This window comes from Mesobacterium pallidum (genome assembly GCF_019966535.1).
Classification (GTDB): Bacteria; Pseudomonadota; Alphaproteobacteria; order Rhodobacterales; family Rhodobacteraceae; genus Mesobacterium; species Mesobacterium pallidum.
In genome coordinates, this window is the sequence record NZ_JAIMID010000018.1 from 112,595 (window position 1) to 134,605 (window position 22,011).

Genomic DNA, 22,011 nt, shown 5'->3' on the forward strand with positions numbered 1-22,011 from the left:
TTCTTGCGTGTATTACATAAAACGGATTATCAGTTTTTTTATAAAGGCGCGGTGGAATCACATCCGAAGTGCAAATTCTGTATCAAAACAGAACGTTGCATGGAGACTTATGAATGGGACGCTGCTACCCTCACCTGAGTTTGGAAGAACGTCGTAAGATCGACAAGTGGCGAGAAGCCAAAATGCCGGTTCCAGAGATTGCGGATCGGCTGGGTCGCGCCCCGTCAACGATCTATCGCGAGCTGAAGCGGAATCGCTACGACGATAAGGAACTGCCGGAGCTGAACGGTTACTACTGCATGACGGCACAGGCGAAGTACGAGAAGCGCCGCGCCATTCATCGCAAGATGGTCGTTCATCCTGAACTGAAGGAAGCAATCGAGGATCGATTGAAGGCTGGCTGGTCGCCCGAACAGATTGCAGGCCGGATGCGGCTTGAACGCCACCCGATCCGCGTAAGCCACGAGACCATCTATCGGTTCGCCTATTCCAAGGATGGCCGCGACGAACAGTTCTATCGGCACCTTCCCGAACATCGCCGTCGTCGCAGACCGCGCGGCCACCGCAGGCACAACCGCACCCACATCTTCGACGCGCAGAGCCTGTCACACAGGCCTGAGAGCATCTCTGAGCGTGCCGAATTCGGCCATTGGGAGTGCGATCTGATGATGTTCCGCAAGGAGCATGGAAAGGTGAATGTAACGTCGCTGGTTGAACGCGTGAGCCGGTATGCCGTCGTCATGCGGAATGAAGATCGCCAATCCAAACCGATCATGGAGGCGCTGATCCAGGGCCTGGCCCCCCTGCCTGCAGACGCGCGTCAATCGATCACCTTCGACCGCGGCACCGAGTTCTCAGCCTGGAAGCATCTCAAGGCCGGGATCGGCGCGGATGCGTGGTTCTGTGATCCGCAAGCGCCGTACCAAAAGGGCACCGTGGAAAACACAAACAACAGATTGCGGAAGTATCTTCCTCGTTCAACCGAACCGACGGGGCTGACAAATCGATATTTGAGGTCGATTTGCCATCGCCTCAATTCCACGCCGCGCAAGTGCCTCGGCTACCAGACGCCAGCGGAGGTCTTCGATGCCAAGCTCATGGATATCCAGAACCGCATGAAGTAAACAGCCACGTCAGTCTTTGCGCTTCACCGTGAGTCCACACGCTGAAATCAAATGAGAAAGCGACCCTTCTCCGGCTTCTCCCGAGGATTCAACCTGTGTGTCGTCGCTCAGCTGGGCGAGCCTACGCCGCCGCCTCGATCGGTTCGTACAGCACGCTCTGCACCTCGCCATCGAACCAGGCGGGCTGGAGGTCGCCGTTGTCCCATTCGTAGAGGTAACCGACCAGTTCGCCGGAGGTCTTGGAGAGGATCCGCATGATGGGTGTGCCGGTCAAACGCGGGGCTTGGGACATTCTGCTCTCCTCTGAACTCGTTATGCAAAGCGATTGATCTGTAGCGCTGTCACATTCTTGTCGGGGTCTTAGGAGCGTTATGCTGCACCTGCAACATGCAATTTGCGGTTGATAGGCGCATCGCGAAGATTCTCGCCACAGAACGGCAAAAAATCGCGCGAATTCAGGGTCTAATCCTCGACCAAAGTCTCGGTCGCGGCGTCCCCGGGAGGCGAATCTTCGCTCTGTGCCGCAGCATCAGCCAGTTCAGTAAGGATTCTGTCGATCTCCTGCCAGACCAGCGGCTCGAGTTGACCGCGGACCAGTGACCACTTGCTGCAGACGTCGAGCGGGTCCTCGGTGGCCATGATCGCGGTCAGGGCCTCCTCATCCACGGCCACGGTCGTGCGCATCCGCCAAGAAGACGGTTTCGCAGTCCGGTGGTGTGCCGACGGAACAAACTCCGGTTCCAGTTGCCAGTGCTTTGTCGCGCGCCTCAGCGCGGCCCGGACGACATGGGCCGGATTGATGCCGCAGGCGTTCAGGGCGGCTGACTGGCGCTCCAGAGCTGTCACCCGCACATCCACCTTCCGGGTCCGCGCGGATTGAGGCTGCGGAGCAACTGGCGAAGGCTCCGCGGTTGCGGAAACTGTTTCGGCATGGGGCGCTGGTGTCCGTTCGGGCGTAGTAAGCTTTGAACCCTCGCCCGCAGGTGCCTGTTCGATTACTTCAAGGTCCAGCCGGGCTTCCTCGCGAGGTTGCGGTTCGATGGGCGCAGCGATCTTCAGACCCGCGGCATAGTCGAGGTCCGGTCGCGTGATGGTCGGGATCTTCTTTCGCATCGCGTCAGGCCGCGAGGACGTTGTTGAGGATGTCGGTCGCTTCCTCCAGCGCCTCGACCATGTGGCGGACATGGGGACGCATCAGCGGGTTCGGATCGGTCTGCTTCTGCAGCGCGATGGCATACAAGAGCCCCTTCTCGTCCATTTCCTTGTAGGCGTTCCGGCGCAGCATCACGGTCTCGATGAGAGGGAACATCCCGATGGCACTCTCGATCAGCGCCGCATCCGCCTTGGTGGTCTTCGGGTCGACCATGTTCAGGACAACATGATGCCGGGGCAGCGCGGAAGCGTCGTCGACGCGCGCGGCGAGCTGCCGGAACCAATCCACTGTCTGTCCACCCACGTCGAAATCCGAGATCGAGAGCATGACCGGGGTGACGATGTGATCGGCGAGCACCGCGATCTCGTCTGACCATTCGGCCCCTACCCCGGCGGTGTCGATGAAGATGAAATCCGCCGAGCCGTCCACGTAGATCTGCTCGATCATCCGGTCGACGTCGCCCACGCTCCCGGCGACCGACGAGCGTAGCAGAGGCGAGCTATACCCTGCCCCTTCGGCGCGCGCGTGCCAGGACGACAGCACGCCGGTGCTGTCGGTATCGATGAGCATCACCCGGCGCCCGGCTGCGACGGCCGCGCTGATCAGGGCGCGGGAGAGCGTGGTCTTGCCACTCCCCCCTTTCCGGGCCATCGCGGCGATTACCACGAGGTTGTCGTTGGGCATCTGGGTATCTCCAGCAAAAATGGTGAAACGTCGCAAAACGATTGCCACGTCGGTATCCTGACCGTTTGTGGACGTCAAGCATTGCGCGGGTTGCGCGAGACGGGAGACAGCCGGCGCGTCGCACTCGCCGGGATGCAGATCGCACGCAACAGCCGACGCGGAACGTGTTGCGTGAAGCAGGCAGCGTCGCGCGGTCGGCGTGTGGCGCGGCGCACTCGACGTGCGACGGGCGCCAGACGCCAGACCGCATCCCGCAGAAGACGGCACGCAGAGGACGGGATACGGGCCGCGGAACGCGGAAGACGGGACGCGAAGCGCATCTCGCGGGCTGCAGAATGCAGCACGCGGGATGCACTCCACAGAGGACGTCAAATCGCCCCTGCAGGGCGATTTTCTACATTGAGTACAAGCCCTTATGACCGACTCCACTTGCGTTGGGAGTAGGCGGGCTTGTACGAAGTTGGCAAGAAATAGGAACGTATACTTCATATGCCCAAAGCCCGACGCCTGACCGACGAGGAGCGCTCGAAGATCGTCCGAGAGCGGGCGAAGGGCGTTCCTGCGAGCGATCTCGCTGTGCGCTTTGGGGTGAGCCCGAAGACGATTTACAACGTCCTCAGCCACGGCCGTTCGGTGAAGTCGGCCAACGGAAGCCGGTCTCGCGTTCTGACAATGCGCGTGTCAGAAGCCGACCTGCGCCGGTTCGACGCGGCGCTGTCGCGACGCGGGATCGCGCACCGCTCGGATGCCATGCGTCGTCTGATGCTGGCGGCTGAAGGTGTCTTCCTGCCCGACGACGAGATGTGCGACGAGTTGCGCAGCCTCGGCGCCGCACTCAACCGGGTCGGCAACAACGTGAACCAGATCGCGCGACGTCTGAACGAGGCCAAGGTGCGTGGCGAGAGACTGTCCTACCCGGCCTCGAGTCACCGTGACGTCCGCGCCCTTGCGGGTCTGGTCTTCGATCTGGCCGACCAGGTCCAGGAGATGTCGCGTGCGCGGCGTAGCCTGCTGGACCTTGAGATCGGTTCTGCCCTGGCGGGCCTCGCCGCGAGGGATGCGAATGGCGCGGAGTGATCGGGCCCGGGGCATCGACCCGGCGCTCTTCGACCGCGGCTGGAGCCGGGTTTCGGGATCCTGGCAGGGGCTTTCAAAGGGCGCGCAGATGGTTCGGGCCGCACGCGGCTATTCGCCCGCGATCTTCAAGGCTATCTCGAAAGGGGGCTGCCACACCGGTGCGCAGCTCAGGGCTCAGCTCACCTATCTTACGACAAAGTCGACCCATATCCTCGACAGCCGCGGCACCCATGACGGGAAGAAGCAGCTCTCGGAGGCGGAGATCAACCGAGTGGCGCGGCGGTTCGAGAACCAGTGGAACGAGCGCTACAGCCCCAAGCTTGGCCATACTTCGCATCTGCTGATGGCATTCCCGGTGGGGACCAGGGGTGAAGAGGTGCGCGATATCACCCAGGCGGTCTGCGAGAAGTTCTTCCAAGGTGAGGGGTCGCAATTCGACTATATTGCTGCAATACACCAAGATCGCGCGCATCCACATGCGCATATCGTTCTGAACCGCCGCAGCAAGGATGGCGAAATGTTCTTTCTCGGGAAGGATCATCACTTCAACTACGACGCCTTTCGCGAGGCGATGGTCGAAGCGGCCAGAGGACACGGGATCCGCCTTGAGGCGACGCGTCGTCTGGATCGCGGCGTCACGACCTACCGTGCCGAGATCGATGAAATCTACAAGGCCCGCGACGAAGGCCGTCGCCCTGTCGAGCGCCAGAGAACCGGCGCTGACCTGGCGGCTGCGCTGGAAACTGTCCGAAGCAACGCTTTGATCTACCGCGGGCTTGCGGCGGAGGCGTCACGCTCGAATTTCGAAGACGTGTCCGAGGCGCTCGAGAGGGCCAGCACCATCCTTGCCAGTGGCGGTCAGATTCAATCTGACGGAGCCATCTACATGTCCCAAGACGAAGCAGCGTTCGACACGCTGATCACCGAGTTTTCTCAGAACATTCGCCAGATCGAGGCGGCGATCGACAGGGCGCCGGCGGCCGAGAGGCCGGTGATCGAGCGCAAGCTGACCGACGTTCTGGCCTCGGTCGCGCATTTGAACCCGCTTGGGGATCGCTCCGCCGCCCTGGTCGATGCTCCGTCCCGGGACGGAATCTATGCAAGGCCAAACGCCAGTGAAGATAACCTCGCGCGCCTTGACGATGGAGAGGTGGCACCAAAGCTGACGGAGGCGTTGCAAGGCACGGGCATCGACGCCGGGGCTGTGGCCGCGCGTTTGCGGGAAGGGGCAGGCAATGCCGCATTGGAACGCCAGTGGCTGGCGCAGGACCTGCAGGCGATTGCCAAGGAAGGGGGACTCGATCTGGAGAAACCAGTGGACCGGGAAGAAGCACTCGACCGGCTGGAAGCCGTTCATGTTCGGTTGGGCGATGTCCTGACCGATGTACGCGTCCTGCGCGCGCCAACCGAGGTCGACGAGATGGATGACGCTGAGGCAGCGCTTGGTGAGGGGTTGACGACACCAGAGCGTGATCTCGCAAACGACGGGCCAGACATTTTTGCCCCATCGGAGCGGCAGGAGTTCAGATCGCTGGTGGCGCAGTTCCGCCGGACGGATTTCGATCATCCATTCTCAGACGACCCGTCTGTAAGGCGGGCGGGCGCCGTGGAGGTGGAAGAGGCCCGCGCCGCGTTCGACGCCTACGCGCAGAGATCCCCGCAGCATGCCGAACTGGCGTCGATGGCCTGGGACCAGATGACCGACAGCCGAAAGCCGCCGCAATACGCGGTATCGGAACAGGACCGCACGCTTCATGCTGGCGACATGGACCTCGCCTTGCGGGATCCTTCGGATCATCTCGGTCCGATTACCGAAGAGCTCCGCACCCTCGCCCGCTGTCGCACGGAGATGCCGGATGATGAGTTCGGGCACGCCGTCCAGGACGAAATCAACCACTTTCGTTCGCTCGGCGCGTCGCGCGCCTATATCAGCGAGCGCAGTTTCGAGATCGAGGACCAGGCGCGACAGGACTACGCCGAGCGCCGGTATCTGGAAGAGACCGCGCCAACGGTCATGGCCTTTGTGCGGAACGCCGACGCCGGGGATCCGATATCCGAGGCAGAGCGAAATGACATCGTCCGGCAGGTCAACGAACGGCTAAGCCCCGACGCAATCGACGCACTGCGGACCGGCAACGCAGAAGTCCTCGACAAGTTCACTGAGGATCCGCTCCGCCAACTGGAACTTGCCAAGACCTACCTCCAGAGCAGCGAGGTCACTGCGCACGGCCCGGCGATGGAGCGCGTTCTCGATGCATTGGCCGAAGAGCAGATCGAGGCGCAGCGCGCGCGCCACGCCGCGGCACATGGCGAGAAGGGGATCACCCATGGATAAAGGCAAGATTGCCCTCGGTGTGCTGAGCCTCGTGCTGGTCGGCCTCGCCATGGGCTATGTCGTGGCGACCGGCTTTGTCGTGTTCCGCTATGGGCTTTCTCCCACGCGTTTCGACGTCACCCTGCTTGCCCGCGAATATCGGGGTCTGTCTCAGTCTGCACCGAAGGACTTCCTCTGGGTGAACCTCATCCTTGGCGGCTTCGGCCTGGCATCGCTGATGCTGAGCGTCACGCTTCTGGGGGATGCATTGACCCGCTTCGGGACGACGCATTGGCAGACCCGCGGTGAGATGAAGAGGAACGGTTTCTTTGCCAAGCCCGGCGGCGGCTTCCTTCTGGGCAAGCTCGGCTCCCCGAAATCCAGGCGCCCGTTCCTTGTCTCAAAAACCTTCCCCCACGCGCTGATCGTGGCGCCTACAGGCCGGGGCAAGGGCGTGGGGTTCGTGATCCCGAACCTGCTGACCTACAAGGGCTCTGCCGTGGTGCTCGACGTGAAAGGCGAGAACTTCCGCGAGACCTCGCGCTTCCGCGCCAGCATGGGGGACAAGGTGTTCCGCTTCGCGTCGACCGACTGGGACCGACCGACACATCGCTACAATCCGCTTGCGCGCATTGCTGCCATGACCAACCCCGACCGGCAGCAGATGGAGCTTAAACTCACCGCGAAGCTCTTCCTGCAGACCGACAATGAAAAGCTGAGCGGGCTTTTGGCCGGGGGTATCGACCTCTTCGTGGCGGCCGGCCTTCTGGCCTTCGAGCGCGGCGTGCCGACCATCGGCGAGATCTATCGCATCACAGCCTCGGGGGGCGACAAGCAGAAGGAATATCTGAAGCGTTCGCAGGAGGTGAAGAACACCTCGGCCAAGCTGATCTTCGAGCGCATGGCTTCGACCAACAATGACACCCTGACCTCCTACCTCTCGCTTCTCATGACATCGGGTCTCGACACCTGGGACAACCGCGCGATCGACACGGCCACCGCGACCTCTGACTTCTCCTTCCGGGATATCCGCCGCCGCCCACATGCGATCTATCTTGTGGTCGAATCCGAGATGATTCGACCGCTGGCTCCGCTGATCCGCCTCTTCTTTTCGGACCTGATTGCCTCGTTGCAAGCACAGGAACCCGGCGATGACGAGCCTTGGCCGGTCATGATCATGCTCGACGAGTTTGACCGGCTCGGTAAAATGCCGATCGTCGCCGAGAGCATCAAGACGCTACGCTCCTTCGGCGGCAACCTCGCCATCGTGACCCAGACGATCCCGGCGCTGGACGAGATCTATGGTGAAAACACCCGCAGGTCGCTGCAGGGCGGCGCGGGCGTGAAACTCTACCTCACCCCGTCCGAGCAGAAGACTATCGAGGAGCTGAGCCAAGCAGTCGGCAAGACCACCAAGCGCGTGGTGACCCGCTCCCGCGCGGTCGGGCGCAATCCGTTCGAAGGACGCAGCGTTTCGGAGAGGACCGAGGACACCCCGCTCCTGACCGAGGATGAAGCCCGACGCATGGACCTCGACGAGGTCATCCTTGTGATCGACGCGCAGATGCCGATCCGCGCAAGAAGGGTGAAGTATTTCGAGGACCCTGCCCTGAAGGTGCTGCACGCGGGTCAATCGGGAAGCTTCCCGTATCCGGACGAGGACGGGCTGCGGCGGGACCGGCAGTTGAGCGAGACTCGGGAAACGGTGGAGAAACTCAGGCTGGAGATACGGGAGGTGCGGGCGGCAAGTGTCTCGCGGGAGGAAGTCCAGAACGCGCCTAGGTCTATGAATAACTTACCCAAGACCGTCCCTAACATTTCAGCGAAGGCACGAGGCCGCGCGGCTCGTGCTGCTGCGAGTGGCGGTGGCCAGGGTCAGTTGACGCTTGATATCGAGGGATTGGAGATCACGGACGCAGATCAGATAGCGCTGATGGCGGCCGTTCAGACGACGAGATCCATCATTGCCAAGCATGGGTGAGCGATTTCACACCTTTTAAGGTCAGGCTGCGCCAGCGTTTTCTCAATAGCACATGATCTGCGCAAGGGAGCGACCCAAGCACAATAGAAGTCGCTATCTTCACACCTCTACATTGTTAGTGGTTTGGAAAGGGGAGTGCAGTTGCATGACCAGCCGGGTACTGCCATAGCCCTCGCTATCGCGGACTGGAACAAGTGCCGACAGGCTGATAGCGCACGGAGATGCTTGCTGCCACCCTCCTCACTCTGATTCTGCCTCTGATGCTTTTGATCCTGGGCGCTTTCCGGGGCCTCTCTGTCATGGTGCTAGCGCCGCTTTGCGCGACCCTTGGTGCGACTCTCGCGGGCGAGCCAGTTCTTGCAAACTTTACCGAACGGTTCATGCCGGCACTTGGCGATTTCGTGATTGCCTTCTTTCCACTTTTTGTTCTTGGAGCAGTGTTCGGGCGTCTGATGGAGGTCACTGGCGCGGCCCATACCCTTGCTCAGGCAATCATTGCGCGGCTTGGCACAGGCCAGGCAATCCTCGCCGTCGTGCTGTCCTGTGCCATACTGACCTACGGCGGGGTGTCGCTTTTCGTTGTGGCATTTGCTGTCTTCCCGCTGGCCGTTTCGCTGTTTTCGGCCGCGAAGCTCCCGCCTCAATTGATCCCGGCCGCGATTGCGCTTGGCGCATTCACCTTCACAATGACTGCGCTCCCGGGCACGCCGGCCATTCAGAACGCGATCCCGATGCCCTATTTCGGCACATCGCTCTACGCTGCACCTGGATTGGGATTGGTGGCCGCCGCAATCATGGCGGTGGGTGGCATTGCTTATCTGAATTGGGCCGCAGCGCATCTTGCGGCCATCCCGCTTCCGGCCGACCGCCAGCAGACTGTGCGAGAGTCGACCCGGATTCCCCTCATTGTCGCGGTGTTGCCTGTCCTTGCCGTGCTCGTGCTCAACTATCTGTTTGCGGTCCGGCTTATTCCGGTCTGGAAAACGGACTATCTCGCCGATCCGGTTTGGGGAGGGGTCTCGATGGATGAAGTGAGCGGCCTCTGGGCGCTGATTTTGGCACTGACGGGGGCGATCTTGTTGCTAATGGCGTTGGCCGGACGCCGCCTCGACAAGCCGGGTGCCGTGCTGGCGGAAGGCGCCGAAGCGGCGCTCATACCGCTTTTCAATACCGCGAGCCTGGTTGGTTTCGGAGCGGTGATCGCGGCGTTGCCAGCGTTCGCAGGCCTGCGCGAATTGATCGAAGCCATCCCTGGAGGTCCGGTTGTGGGGCTCGCCTTGTCGGCAACCGTGCTTGCAGGCATCACTGGATCGGCTTCAGGCGGCATGACCATCGCACTCGACACGCTTGGACAAAGCTACCTTGAAGCCGGCCGCGCGGCGGGTGTGGATCCCGGCGTCCTTCACCGCGTAACGACGCTCGCGACCGGCGGGCTCGACGCACTGCCACATAACGGTGCCGTCGTGACCCTTCTGAACATCGCAGGCCTTACACACCGGCAGGCATATGGACCGATTTTTATCGTCGCCGTTGCGATCCCGCTGGTCGCTCTCTCGGTCGTTCTTGCGATACAGGCCTTAATCTAAGGGACGCCTGTTGCAGGCCGGCGACATGGCGATCACCCTGAGCCTCAAAAGAGTCTTGGGTGGGACGGGTTCATGTCAATACATGGCGGCTTTGAACGCCTTCGTGGCGCCTGAGTATCAAAAGGATTGTAATATGTTTCTCTCTATAGCCGTTTCCGTCGCACTCTTCGTCGCCACAGCCTATTTGCATCTGATGTCCCTGCGCCTCTGCTCAGGCCGCATGGCATCGGTTCCAATGCGGCCGCATACGCGCGTGCTTTCCATCGTGAGTCTGTTGTTTGTCACCCATCTGTTCCAGATCGGGCTCTTCGCGGGCGGCTTCTGGATTGCGAGGGCGTGGTTCGGGATCGGTGGCTTTGAGGGGTCCGACATGGCACACCCGCTCGACTACCTATATTTCTCGGCCGTCATGTACACATCGCTCGGGATCGGAGATATCGTCCCGACCGGTCATCTGAGATTTCTCGCCGGTGTCGAGGCACTGAACGGGCTTTTGATGATCGCTTGGTCTGCGTCCTTCCTGTTTGCGACAATGAACCGTCTTTGGGACTGGGAACCTTGCGTTGAGCCCAAGGACTAGGAATGCGCTTACCTTCTCTATGGTCGGACCGATCGCCGTGTTTTGAAAGCGACGATGCCGAGAAATGCGGCGGAAGCTGAACTGCTCACGACTGCGAGTTTTGCCGTTGCGGCGATCGGGGTTGCATCGAAGGCCGCGCCGACGATGAACAAGCTCATAGTGAAGCCGACACCAGCCAGAAGTGCGACCCCGAATACGTCTCGCAGCAAAGTGTCCGGAGGAAGTGTTCCGATGCGCAGACGAAGCGCCAGAAGTGTTCCGCCGAGAATTCCCAAAGGCTTTCCGACAATCAAAGCAATCGCAATGCCGACTGCGACAGACCATGCCTGTCGGTCAGCAGGAACAAAATCCAGCATAACGCCGCCGTTGAAGAAGGTGAAGATCGGCACGACAAAGAACAGAGCAAATGGCGAAACGCGCCGCTCGGCGCGCGCTGTCGCTCTTGGCGGAAACGACGACAGCGGCAGAAAAAACCCGACAATTGCCCCTGCAATCGCTCCTTCGAGACCGGTCAGTATAAGTCCTGCCCAGAGAACGCAGCCGAAGGCGAGGTAAGGCACGAGCGATGCTCTTCGGGTTCGATTGAGTAGAAATAGACCTGCCAAGCCGCCAACCACCATCCAAAGCGGCCAAAGCTGATCGAACGATCCGTAGAACAATGCGATGACAATTACTGCGCCGAGGTCGTCGAAAACCGCGGCGGCCGTCGCAAAGGCGATGATCGCAGGACCAAGCTGACCCGAAAACAGCGAAAGGACGCCAAGGACCAAAACGATATCTGTCGCAATGGGGATCGCCCACCCACGAAGGGCGACTGTATCTCCGAAATTGACTCCAAGATAAATGGCTGCCGGAACAATCATGCCGCCGAGTGCCGCACTTGCCGGAAGCACGGCCGCGCCGGGTTCGGACAGCGCACCTCGGCTCAGCTCATAATTTGTATGGATGCCAATCAGAAAGAAGAAGACCGTCAGAAGGCCCTGATTGATCCACTCGACCAGAGGGGCTTCGATTGCCCACGCGACCGGTCCCACTCGCAGAGGCAGATGGTGAACAAGCGCGTAGGTATCCGCCATCGGCGAATTCGCGGCAACCATACCCAGAGCAAGACCGACGAGCATTGCAAGACCCGCGCGCCGCCCATCGCGAACCGATTGTGTGACATGATCCGTCAACTGTGGGCGGGCCCATCTTGAGGTGCCAGCCAACGCGACAGGTAGGCGCGTTCGAACAGAAAGACGCCGAGGATCGCGAGGGCCGCATAGGCGACGATGGCCGGATCGCTCTGCAGCTTCATGGCGGTGAAAGCGACGAGAACAATTGCATCGAACCCTAGCGCCGCAAGAATGACGACGCCAGAGGCGCCGATTTCCGTCCGGCGGAACCGCCAGACACCCCAATGCACGACCATATCCATGATAAGGTAGAAAAACGCCCCCAGCGACGCGATCCGGCTCAGATCGAAGAACACGGCGAGAAAGGATGCGATCACCACCGTGTAGACCAGTGTATGCCGTTGGATCGGGCCGGACATGCCGAAATGGCTATGCGGGATCATCTTCATATCCGTCAGCATCGCCAGCATACGCGAGACGGCAAAGACACTCGCCAGCACCGCCGAGGCCGTTGCCACAACGGCCAGCAACACCGTCAGCAGGAAGCCCACCTGCCCCAATGCCGGTTCCGCCGCCTCGGCCAGCGAATAGTCCTTGGCGGCAATGATCTCGTCTATGGTCAGGCTGGAGCCGACACCGAAGGCCACGAGCAGATAGACGACGACGCACAGCGCAATCGAGATCATGATCGCGCGACCGACGTTGTGGTTGGGGTCGGTGATCTCGGCGCCGCTGTTGGTGATTGTCGTGAACCCCTTGAACGCAAGAATGGCTAGTGCGACCGAGGCAACGAAGCCCATCGCGCCAAAGTCGACCGCGTCCTGCGACGCGGCGGCGAAGTCGAAGCCGCTCGACCACAGGGCTGCGATCCCGAAGAGCGCGATGCCACCGATCTTGATTGCGGCCATGACCATCGAGAACAGCCCGATCGACCGGTTGCCCGCGATGTTCACGAGGAAGGCAAAAACGATCACCCCAACAGCTAGGATGGGCACAAGCGGCCCGCCCTCGATATCAAAGGCGCGCAAGAGGTAAGTGGCAAAGGTCCTGGCGACGAGGCTTTCGGCGATCACCATGCTGAGCGCCATAAGAAGCGCCGCACCTGCCGCAACGGCCCCCGGTCCGTAGCATTTTTGCAGGATCATGCCGATGCCCCCTGCTGAGGGCCAGGCATTGGACATCTTGATGTAGCTGTAGGAACTGAAGCCGGTGACGACAGCCCCGATGATGAAGGCAATGGGAAAGAGCGGCCCGGCAAGTTCGGCGATCTGACCCGTCAGGGCAAAGATCCCCGCTCCGATCATAACGCCGGTCCCCATGGCAACCGCACCGCCGAGCGTAATGGAATTCTTCTTGTAGCCGTCGCCGCCGTGGTCGTGGTTCATTTCGTTCCTCGTCATTCTCGTTTCTCAATTCGGCTTTTGCCGAGTGTTCGTGTCAATCGACTTCGTTTCGGGAAAGTGGCGACGCAGACCAGTCAGCGCTTGCGCGAAATCGAGGTGGTCAACGATTGAACTGCCCCCTATCTGACGCGCATCGCCGGAACGAATTGCCTCAACCGTCAACAATATCATCGCACCCGTCAAATCTGCCTGATCGCCGCCCTCGAAAAGGTGCGACGCAATCTCCTTGCCATCGCGATCGAATGCAACCGCCGCAATCCGTGTTCTTGTGGGCCCGATTTTGGGCAGCCACTGTGAAAGCTTTGTCAATCGCGGGGAATGCCTTGCTATCCACCGTTCGAGCCCAAGCCGTTGTGCCACTGCAAAAAGGCGGGTGACGAAGGGCGGATCAACGGCCAAGTAATGGCGAACACAGTCTTCGCGTCCGTCGGGGAAAATGCCCGCATCGGGAAACCCTATGTCGATCGCCAGTCGCGGCGCCTCGTTCCGCGCGAAACTGAACCTCCACGGATTCGCGCCAGGAACTGTAGACCGACCAGTAGCCGGGTCTTCATAGGGCTGTCCAAGCGTCCGAAAGAACCACTCAGCCGCCGCCTGTCCATAGTGACGGCCCATTCCAAGCTCGAGCCCGATACGCAGCGTTCGCACCCGCGTGTCCCGCGCAAGATCTGCGCCCATCAATGTGCTGAGACCCGGTGCCGTCCCCACGCCCGTGACGAGCCGTCCGCTTTTCCCGTCAGCGGCCCTGGCCAGACCGTCGACATAGCTCGGCGTCGCAGACGTATCTAGAACCGTACCTCCCCTGGCGAGGATTTTAGCAACCAGTCCCGGTGGCGTCGCTTCGGTAAGATTAACGACTATGGCGTCCTCGGGAAGCGCACGAGCCACCCCGTGACGCGCCACATCGAGTGTGATTGCGACGAGGTTTGGATGTGGCTCCTTCATTGGCCGGCGTCGTCTGGAAACGGCCCATATCTTCCATTCTCCGTTAGCGGAAAACAGCCTAATGAGCCGCCGTCCAACATCTCCGGACCCGCCGAGGATTACAAGATTCCTCACCTCGGTCGCCCGCGTGGTTCTGGCACTATCAATTCGCAAACCCGTCGTCCAATTCCGAAGCCGAACTCATCCTCCAATCAAGGCGCAGACTGCGGAGTGGCGCCCGGTCTTCAGCGAAGATCGAGCTTGCTTCGCTCTCCCGATAGGTCGCTGGCTTGCTTGCGCCCCGAGACTGCGGGCTTGGACAACCGCGTTCACTGCGCAGCAACCTCACGCAATCGAGGCAGAAACGCCGGAACATCCTCTGCATATCTCTCCCACGCCTCGCCAAACCGGGCCCGGCTGTCGGCCTCCTCGCTTTTGGCAAGTCGCGCATACATCCAGACCAGAACCGGGAACATTGCGAGCGTCAGGATTGTCGGCCATTGCACGAGGAACCCTGCCATGATGAGAACGAACCCCACATATTGCGGATGCCGTATCCGGGCGTAGGGGCCTGTGACGGCTAGTCGCCCGGCCCGCTGAGCGGCCCAGAGATGGTGCCAGGCCACCGAGATCAGCCAGAAGCCCCCACCGATGAATGCAAAGCTGAGGAAATGGAACGGCCCGAAATGCGGGTTCGAACTCCAGCCAAACATCATTTCCGGCAGGTGCCCGCTGTCATGGGCGAACCAGTCAATCCCTGGCCAGTTGGATTGGAGCCAACCCGACAGGAAGAAGATCGTCAGCGGAAACCCGTACATTTCGACAAAAAGCGCGACGATGAAGGCGCTGAAGGCTCCGAAGCTGCGCCAGTCGCGCGATGTTTGCGGCTTGAAGAAGCTGAAAGCGAATAGGATGAAGACCGCTGAATTGATGAACACGAGCAGCCAAAGGCCGTAAGATGATCCCGGGTCGGTCATGATTTGTCATCTCCCGACCCGTGACCACCATGCCCGCCGTGGCCACCATGCCCGCCGTGCATGAAGAAGTGCATGCCGACACAGAGAAGTAGAGGCAGCCAGATTAGCAACCCGCTGCCCAGAATGTGCACACGGTGCTCGTAACCCAGCAGAAGTCCGCCAAGGATGAGCGCAAAGATCAGGTAAATGCCCGCGCGTGATTTCCAGAACGAGGGCGGCCGCGGAGGATTGTCATTATCCAAATGTTGTTCGTGATGTCTTGTCATAACACATTCCTATAGTCAGTTGTGGATCGAGGATACATGAAACCAGGCCCCACGCGTCGGAGCCATTCGCGCGGTCTCTGCAAGGTTGTGGCCAGTCGTTTTTTCGCGTCATACGTCATGTCCCTTGAAAAGAACTCCTGCGGGCGCGCGACGTCCCTGAACCGCATCGAATTCGGCTTCTGTCAGAAAATCCAGCGCCCGCCGCCCCGTGACATCCGCCGCAGCCGCAAGAACATGCGCCCAGGTTGATCGGTTGGCGAACAGCATTCCGTTGGTATCGAGTGTGCCACCGCGACCGCAGAACCCGAGGAATCTCGACTTCCGCGATCCGGTATCGAGGCGGCGGAGGAGACCGCCGAGCGGCTCCGGCCTGGTATGCGAGACAAAGACCCGGGCGCCTGCCGTTTCGGGAAAGAGTATTTCGAGCGTCGCGTCGGAGGCGGTCATCTTCGCCTCATGATCGTCGCGGGGGCTGCGGAATCGTCCCGGCTCGACCATCACGATGACACGGTGCCGCACGCTCTTTTCTTTCAGGCGATCCGACGCCGTGAGAGTTTCGGCCAGTTGGTAGGCGCCAATGGCGGCCAGGATCAATTCCGGGTCATCGCCACCGACATCGCGCAGGCAGACCGCGCCGTCGGCCAGCGCCCGTTGCGCCAGTTCGGGAGATAGCACGTCTGGAACTTCGCGCTTGGGAACCACCATCGTCCAGATCGCCCCGTGTGATCGAAAGACATCCCGCAGGCATGCGACGGCACTGTTCCAGTCCACAGGAAACACGACGCGAGAGAGATCGGACATCTCTGCCCACATCGTTTCGGCGGCGGTCGTGTCCTGATGCGACAGCTCGTTCTTGCCGTTCTCCCACGTATGCGAGGTGAGGACGACCGGCAGGCCAAGCCAATAGGGGCGGCGACCTGCGGCGATCAATTGCCGCGTGAAGATCAAATCCTGGCGCAAAGCGCCAAGCATTTTCGTGGCGAAGGCTTCGTAGGAGACTGCCAGATTGAGACCGCCCTTGTTTGCCAGAACGGCGCATATGACGGCTTCTTCGTTGAGGGCTGTTATGACGCCACCTGTCTCGGATTCTGGCATCCCGGGCTCGGGGGCGGTCACACGATGCTTCAGCAGATCTAGGGTCGCGTTCATCCTGTTGCTGCGCATTTCATCAGGGTTGCCGACGTGGGCGCGCAGGCCGGGATTGGCCAGGACAAGCGCTTCGAAGTATTGGTCGAGACCTTCCATCGGCGAGACGTTTCTGCGACCCTCAGAGGCTTGCCACGGCGGTTCGGGCAGGCTGGGCGTCACCGCCGGGCGCGAGATCAGGGGATGGGCCCGCTCCTTGGAACGTCCCAAGACGTCGTGGTTGTTGAGCGCAAGCACCGCATCCGACAGGTCTTTTGGCGGCACCCAGAGGTTCGCGGCACCCTCGTTGAAGTCACGGCGGGCCGCCGCCTCGGTTCGCGGATTGCCCTCGAGCGGCAGGTTATGCGCACGGTTCGTGCCGGCGCCGGGAAATCCAAAACCTTTGACCGTCTCCGCAATGCCGTAGTGCAGACGGACCGCAGGCGCCCCGTCCCTTTCCCGGGCGGCCAGGGCATCGGCGGCGAGACGTTCCTCGATCTCAAAGATCGCCCAAGCGAAGGCTGCCGGATCGCGCCCGTCCAGATCGATCGGATCGAAACCGTTCAGCCGCAGGTGCCGACGGAACCAGTCCACGCCGCCGGATTGCGCCATTGTCGTGCGCTGGTCAATCCGGCGGCCGTTCGCGATCATGATCGGGGCGACCGGCCCGGTGTCTTTCGAACGCCACCAGCGCGGTGCCCAGTCGCTTCCGCGCTGTTCTTCGAAAGCACCGTCACTCATGAACGCCACTAGATGTTCCCCGGGCTGCGGCATGTGTCCGTAGAGCAGTCCGGCAAAGCCGAGATAGCCACCCTCGATGAGACCGCCGGCGGTATGCGCGTTCACATGGCTGCCAAGCGCAGATGCGGGGCGCCCCTCGGCGGTGATCTCGTAGGAATAGAAATCCCGAACGAAGCGCGTCAGGCCGGGATCGGAAAACGAATATCGGTTCTCCTGTCCGGACGACATGTTGTCGACGATGAGGTTCACCGCGTCGATCGCGGCAACGCAATGCCCCTGTCCCATCAGCCAGGATCGTGTCATGCCGCCAAGCGCGTTTGCGGCCAGATAGCCGACATAGGCAGGGACCATGTTGAGCGACCCGCCGGTATGGCCATCGGGACCGGCTTTGAAATCCTCGGCGTCAAGCGGTGTCCCGTCCGTGCGCACGTTTCGCGCATAGGTCATATGCACCACGAGCCACATTGCCGCCTTCGTGATCCGGTCTGCTGCTGCGAGGATACGCCAGGCTTCGGCCCTGTCGCGCACACGCCCGCGACGCTCGAGAATATCCACCATGTCGTGGACCCGCACCTGTGTCAGGGCGTCATGGGCCGCAAGACCCGCGCCAAGCGCCCAATCCGCAAAGGCCGGTTCGTTGTCACGATAGATAGCGGCCCGATCCCTTGTCCGCACTTGCCCGGCGTCGGGCGACTCCAAGTGCCTGTTGTGGTTTTCGGACATCCTGATTTCCCTGCTTCTCTAGTCGATGCTTGTGCCCGCTCGCACCCTAAGCGACCCGAATGCTTCAGCCAGAACGCTGGCGATTCCGATCGCATTCGATGGATGCGGTATGGTGTCGGTGGTGATGATCCTTGCGGCACCGGCTGCCAGAATGTCATCATGCGCGGAACCGGCGAAAACCGCGTGGATCACGAGGCACACCGGCGCGCGGGTGCCCGCCGCAACGAGCCGTTCAATGGTGCGCACCAAGGTCCGCCCCGAAGAGGCGATATCGTCCAGGATCACGGGCGTGCCATTGCGCAACGCGGCATTGTCCGGCACGCTGACCTCGACCTGACGGTCGCCGGTCCGGACCTTGCGCAGCACTTCATAGGGCCGTCCTGCCAGCCGGGCCACCTCGGCCACCCATTGCTGGCTTTCGCTGTCGGGCCCCAAAAGAACGGCGTCGGGCAGGTTTGTCTTGATCCAGTTCGCAAGCAGTGGGGCGGAAACGGCGCGCACCGCTGGGATCGGGAAAACCTCCTCCAGCCGCGCGATCCGGTGCAGATGCGGATCGACCGTCACCAGCCAGTCGAAACTTTCCCCCAGGAATTGCGCGAACAGCCGCGCGCTGACCGCCTGCCCGGCCTCGAAACGGCGGTCCTGCCGCATGTAGCCTAGATAAGGTGCGATCAGACCGACGCGCCGCGCGCCGATTTCGCGGGCCGTCGCTGCGGCAAAACGCAGGGGCAGCGCAAGATGGTCTGGATTGCGCAATGTCGCCAGGAGTGCCACGTCGGCCCCGTCCAGATCACCCGGCAAGGTCATCAGGCTTTCGCCATCGGGGAAATGGTGCCAGTCGAGTGTGCGCAATTCCGCCCTCATCGCGGGTGACAGAGTTTCGGCCAGTAGCTTCATTTCGGGAAACGGTATGAGGATCATGACACCCCCTCGGACAGCGTGAGAACCCCGGTTTGGGACTCGGCATAGGCCAGGGCATAGGCCAGTTCGCCCGGTGTCTCGGCATGGAGTTCATAGAGCGGCTGGCCTTTGTCCACCCGGTCGCCAACCCGCGTCAGCAGACGAATACCAGCGCATTTCTGACGCGGCGCGCCGGCCAGCTTGGCGATGCGTGCGATCCGGCGGTTATCCACGGATGTCAGGAGGCCCGCGTGGGGGGCGTGTATCTCGATCCGCTGCGCCGCCATTCCGGGTTCCCGGAACCCGCCCTGCGCCTCACAGATCGCCATGAACTTGGCCGCAGCCGCGCCGCTGTCCAGCAGAGCCCGGGCCCGGCCCCGTCCCTGCCCCGCCGCACCGTCCGGTGCGAGGTCCAGAAGATGCCCGGCCAGATCGAGTGCCCTTTCAGCCAGATCGGCAGGCGCATCCTGCGCGCGCCGCAGGACCGCCAGCACATCGATGGCTTCCAGCGTCGGGCCGATTCCGCGCCCGACAGGGGCGATGCCGTCGCTGATATGCAGCGCCAGGTTCAGACCCAACGCGTTGCTGACCGCTGACATACGGACGCCGAGTGCCTCGGCAGCCTTCTCAGAGCGCACCTTGGCCGTGGGTCCGACCGGCATGTCGATCAGGACATGCGTGGCACCCGCCGCGGCCTTTTTCGACAGTACGCTTGCCACCAACTGACCGGTCGAGTCGAAATCAAGCGGGCGTTCGACACGAATGAAATGATCGTCGGCGGGGCTGAGGGCGAGCCCGCCACCCCAGACGATGCACCCGCCTTCGGCTTCGACTACCCTGCGCAGCGCGCCGGCGTCGAGCGCAACGGGTGCCATAACCTCCATCGTGTCGGCCGTCCCTGCTGGCGATGTGATCGCACGGCTGGACGTCTTGGGAATCAGATGCCCTGCCGCCGCGACGATGGCAACCACGATCGGCGTCGTCCGATTGCCCGGCAGACCGCCGACGCAATGCTTGTCGAGAATGGTCCGCCCTCCCCAGTCGAGCGTCTGCCCGGCGCCCTGCATGGCGCGGGTCAGTGCCACGGTTTCGGGCTCATCCAGCCGCTCACCCGCACAGGCGGTGACGAAAGCGGCAAGGTCGAGATCGGACAGCCGGCTGTCGAGCGTGTCGCTCACGATTGCCGCGAACCCAGCCTGAGTCAACCTGTCGCCATAGGCTTTCGCCCGGATCATCGACGCGGAAACGGGGGGTTCGGGATGAGAAAACGCTCCCTTGTCCCCTGCCCGCGCGCCGAGCGCCGCCCAAGCTGAGGCGGACAGCGCCGCCTGATCCGCGGCAAGCCACGCTCCGCGGCCAACGACATTCAGGGTTGCGATGATCCAACGGTCCTCCAGGTCGATCCGCACTCGGGCCTGGGCCGCGAACCCCTCGGAGCGACAGATATGGCAGTCTTCGTTCATATAGACGACCGGTTGCCGGTAGGTGTCGATCCCGGCGGGGACAAGAGCAAGCGTATCGGTCATCGCGGCCGGTCCAGATAGACGGATTCGAGATGCTCCGGAACGCGCACGGATCGCCCAAGCTCGTGTTCGACGCGAAATCTCAGGGTGTCCGCGGCCGAAGGTTCCCCATGGGTCAGATAGGTCATCGCAGGTGCGGGACCGGCGGACATCCAGTGCAGGATTTCGTCGGCATCGGCATGCCCGGAAAATGACTGGAGCTGAACCACTTCGGCCTCTATCGGGAACTCTCGTCCAAACATGCGCAAACTCCGAGCACCTCCGGCCAGCGCCGCGCCACGCGTTCCGCCGGCCTGAAAGCCCGACAGCAGGATCGTGTTGCGCCTGTCGCCTCCGAAGCTTGCCAAATGGTGCAGAATACGCCCGCCGGTCAGCATTCCGCTGGCGGAGACGATGATTATCGGGCCCTGGCGCGTGTTCAACTTCTTCGATTGCTCGACGGTGTTCACGCGCTTGGCAACTTCGAACATCGCGACGCAGTCTTCGCGGCTGACGTGATGCTCGGCGTGGTGGCGGTGATAGATTTCGGTCGCATCCACGGCCATCGGGCTATTGAGGAACACCGGTACATATGGAATGTCCCCCCGCGCCATGAGGCGCGCGATACGCAGCATCAGCCCCTGCGCCCGTCCGACCGCAAAAGACGGGATCAGCACCGTGCCGCCGCGGGCAAATGTGCGCTTCAGGACCGGGGCCAGCTCGGCCTCGGGGTCGGTTTCGGGATGGGAGCGATTGCCGTAGGTGGATTCGCAGACCAGCACATCGGCCCCGCCGAAAGGTTCCGGTGGCCGCATGAGCGGGTCGGGATCATGGCCCAGATCGCCGCTGAAATGGACGACACTGTCGCCGATCTCGAAACGGATCTGGGCGGCGCCCAGAAGGTGCCCTGCAGGAATGAAACGGGCGGCGACCCCGTCGCCGAGGTCGATCCTCTGATCGAAGCCATGCGGCTGAAGGCGTTCCAGCGCCGCCTCTGCATCCTTGAGCGTATAGAGAGGTTTGGGATTCTTGTGTTTGGAAAACCCCCTGCGGGCGGCAAAGCGCGCCTCTTCTTCCTGGATGTGTCCGCTGTCGGGCAGGATAAGCCCGCAAAGGTCTGCTGTCGCCTCGGTGCAATGGACCCGGCCGCCGAACCCCGCCCGGATCAGCGCCGGCAGGTATCCCGAATGGTCGAGATGTGCATGTGTGAGCAGCACCGTGTCGATCGTGTTCGGACGCACGGGAAACGGTTTGCGGTTGCGTTCGCGGAGGTTCTTGAAGCCCTGGAACAGGCCGCAATCCACGAGAATGCGCCGTCCCATGGCCTCGATCAGATAACGCGATCCCGTCACGGTCCCGGCGGCGCCCAGAAAGCGTAGTTTCGGACGCGCGGTCGGGATCATGTCTCTGCCACCCTGTTCGCGATGGCGTTGTAGAGCCCGCCGAAGATCAACGCGGCATACCAGCCATAGAGAAAGCTCTCGACCAGACCGACGACGAAGCCGAGCGGTGTCAGCCAGACAAACCCCGGCAGCAGGCCGGACCAGGTCTGGTACATTGCGTAGCCGGGGAAGATCAGGTCGAACGCGATGCAGACCAGATAGGTCACCGCCAGAAACAGGCTCAGCGCCCAGCCCAGCGGCACAAGGGGCAGGCGTGCGCGCCCCGTCGCAGTATCCGCGCCCATGACACAAGCCCTGCACGCCATGCGCAGGGCCAGGAAAAGGATCGCCGCGACTGCGGTGAGATAGATGATAGGCATCATGGCTTGTTCCCTCCTCGCCGCCGGTGGGACCGGTCGGCAAGAGCCTTGCTATCCGGGACCGCCGTGGCGTG

At 61.9% G+C, this 22,011-nt stretch carries 18 protein-coding genes and 1 pseudogene; 6 read left to right on the plus strand and 13 right to left on the minus strand.

All coding sequences use genetic code 11. From position 1 onward, the window contains the following. Nucleotides 1–113: 113 nt before the first annotated feature. Nucleotides 114–1,124: an IS30 family transposase gene (locus MF270_RS21810; RefSeq protein WP_238367897.1), complete on the plus strand. Its 1,011-nt coding sequence runs from the start codon at nt 114–116 to the stop codon at nt 1,122–1,124. A 121-nt stretch (nt 1,125–1,245) separates the two neighbouring features. Here the strand turns inward: MF270_RS21810 and MF270_RS21815 are convergent, their stop codons facing one another. The 3 genes from MF270_RS21815 to MF270_RS21825 form a co-directional block, all read right to left on the minus strand. Then, nucleotides 1,246–1,416: a hypothetical protein gene (locus tag MF270_RS21815; RefSeq protein ID WP_238367898.1), complete on the minus strand. Its 171-nt coding sequence runs from the start codon at nt 1,414–1,416 to the stop codon at nt 1,246–1,248. Nucleotides 1,417–1,586: 170 nt separating this feature from the next. Next, a complete protein-coding gene (locus MF270_RS21820) occupies nt 1,587–2,237 on the minus strand; it encodes a hypothetical protein (RefSeq protein WP_238367899.1) in 651 nt (216 codons plus the stop codon). 4 nt (nt 2,238–2,241) lie between these two features. Beyond that, nucleotides 2,242–2,961 (minus strand): ParA family protein, encoded by a 720-nt coding sequence (locus MF270_RS21825; RefSeq protein WP_238367900.1) that lies wholly within the window; start codon nt 2,959–2,961, stop codon nt 2,242–2,244. Nucleotides 2,962–3,450: 489 nt separating this feature from the next. On the opposite strand from MF270_RS21825, the gene MF270_RS21830 reads away from it, so the two are divergent. The 5 genes and pseudogenes from MF270_RS21830 (at nt 3,451) to MF270_RS21850 (ending at nt 10,499) form a co-directional block, all read left to right on the plus strand. Then, nucleotides 3,451–4,038: a helix-turn-helix domain-containing protein gene (locus tag MF270_RS21830; protein ID WP_238367901.1), complete on the plus strand. Its 588-nt coding sequence runs from the start codon at nt 3,451–3,453 to the stop codon at nt 4,036–4,038. A gap of 88 nt (nt 4,039–4,126) precedes the next feature. Further along, a pseudogene (locus MF270_RS28460) lies at nt 4,127–4,576 on the plus strand (relaxase/mobilization nuclease domain-containing protein); the annotation flags it as partial. A gap of 1,789 nt (nt 4,577–6,365) precedes the next feature. After that, complete coding sequence (locus tag MF270_RS21840) at nt 6,366–8,333, plus strand: type IV secretory system conjugative DNA transfer family protein (RefSeq protein WP_238367903.1); 1,968 nt, start codon at nt 6,366–6,368, stop codon at nt 8,331–8,333. Nucleotides 8,334–8,554: 221 nt separating this feature from the next. Further along, a complete protein-coding gene (locus MF270_RS21845) occupies nt 8,555–9,919 on the plus strand; it encodes a GntP family permease (protein ID WP_238367904.1) in 1,365 nt (454 codons plus the stop codon). Between the two features lie 25 nt (nt 9,920–9,944). Continuing rightward, complete coding sequence (locus tag MF270_RS21850) at nt 9,945–10,499, plus strand: potassium channel family protein (RefSeq protein WP_238367905.1); 555 nt, start codon at nt 9,945–9,947, stop codon at nt 10,497–10,499. 17 nt (nt 10,500–10,516) lie between these two features. On the opposite strand, the gene nhaA is transcribed toward MF270_RS21850, so the two are convergent. The 10 genes from nhaA to MF270_RS21900 form a co-directional block, all read right to left on the minus strand. Beyond that, nucleotides 10,517–11,707: a Na+/H+ antiporter NhaA gene (gene nhaA / locus MF270_RS21855; protein WP_336246048.1), complete on the minus strand. Its 1,191-nt coding sequence runs from the start codon at nt 11,705–11,707 to the stop codon at nt 10,517–10,519. Continuing rightward, entirely contained in the window at nt 11,671–13,014 is a 1,344-nt protein-coding gene (locus MF270_RS21860) for an APC family permease (RefSeq protein ID WP_238367907.1), read from the minus strand. The genes nhaA and MF270_RS21860 overlap by 37 nt, the downstream gene beginning before the upstream one ends. Before the next feature lie 9 nt (nt 13,015–13,023). Further along, nucleotides 13,024–13,962 carry a hypothetical protein gene (locus MF270_RS21865; protein WP_238367908.1) on the minus strand — a complete coding sequence of 313 codons (939 nt, stop codon included), beginning with the start codon at nt 13,960–13,962 and terminating at the stop codon, nt 13,024–13,026. Nucleotides 13,963–14,270: 308 nt separating this feature from the next. Then, nucleotides 14,271–14,918 (minus strand): methyltransferase family protein, encoded by a 648-nt coding sequence (locus MF270_RS21870; protein ID WP_238367909.1) that lies wholly within the window; start codon nt 14,916–14,918, stop codon nt 14,271–14,273. Then, on the minus strand, nt 14,915–15,184 hold the full coding sequence (locus tag MF270_RS21875) for a DUF2933 domain-containing protein (protein WP_238367910.1): 270 nt from the start codon (nt 15,182–15,184) through the stop codon (nt 14,915–14,917). The genes MF270_RS21870 and MF270_RS21875 overlap by 4 nt, the downstream gene beginning before the upstream one ends. 108 nt (nt 15,185–15,292) lie before the next feature. Next, a complete protein-coding gene (locus MF270_RS21880; RefSeq protein ID WP_238367911.1) occupies nt 15,293–17,773 on the minus strand; it encodes a phosphoketolase family protein in 2,481 nt (826 codons plus the stop codon). Nucleotides 17,774–17,791: 18 nt separating this feature from the next. Then, complete coding sequence (locus MF270_RS21885; RefSeq protein ID WP_238367912.1) at nt 17,792–18,694, minus strand: ribose-phosphate diphosphokinase; 903 nt, start codon at nt 18,692–18,694, stop codon at nt 17,792–17,794. Beyond that, nucleotides 18,691–20,199, minus strand: a complete 1,509-nt coding sequence (locus tag MF270_RS21890) for a thymidine phosphorylase family protein (RefSeq protein ID WP_238367913.1) — start codon at nt 20,197–20,199, stop codon at nt 18,691–18,693. The genes MF270_RS21885 and MF270_RS21890 overlap by 4 nt, the downstream gene beginning before the upstream one ends. Then, the gene (locus MF270_RS21895) at nt 20,196–21,578 is read right to left on the minus strand and encodes an MBL fold metallo-hydrolase (RefSeq protein ID WP_238367914.1); all 1,383 of its coding nucleotides are present in this window, start codon (nt 21,576–21,578) and stop codon (nt 20,196–20,198) included. Before MF270_RS21895 ends, MF270_RS21890 begins: the two co-directional genes overlap by 4 nt. Beyond that, nucleotides 21,575–21,940 carry a DUF5676 family membrane protein gene (locus MF270_RS21900; protein ID WP_238367915.1) on the minus strand — a complete coding sequence of 122 codons (366 nt, stop codon included), beginning with the start codon at nt 21,938–21,940 and terminating at the stop codon, nt 21,575–21,577. Before MF270_RS21900 ends, MF270_RS21895 begins: the two co-directional genes overlap by 4 nt. Nucleotides 21,941–22,011: the final 71 nt, after the last annotated feature.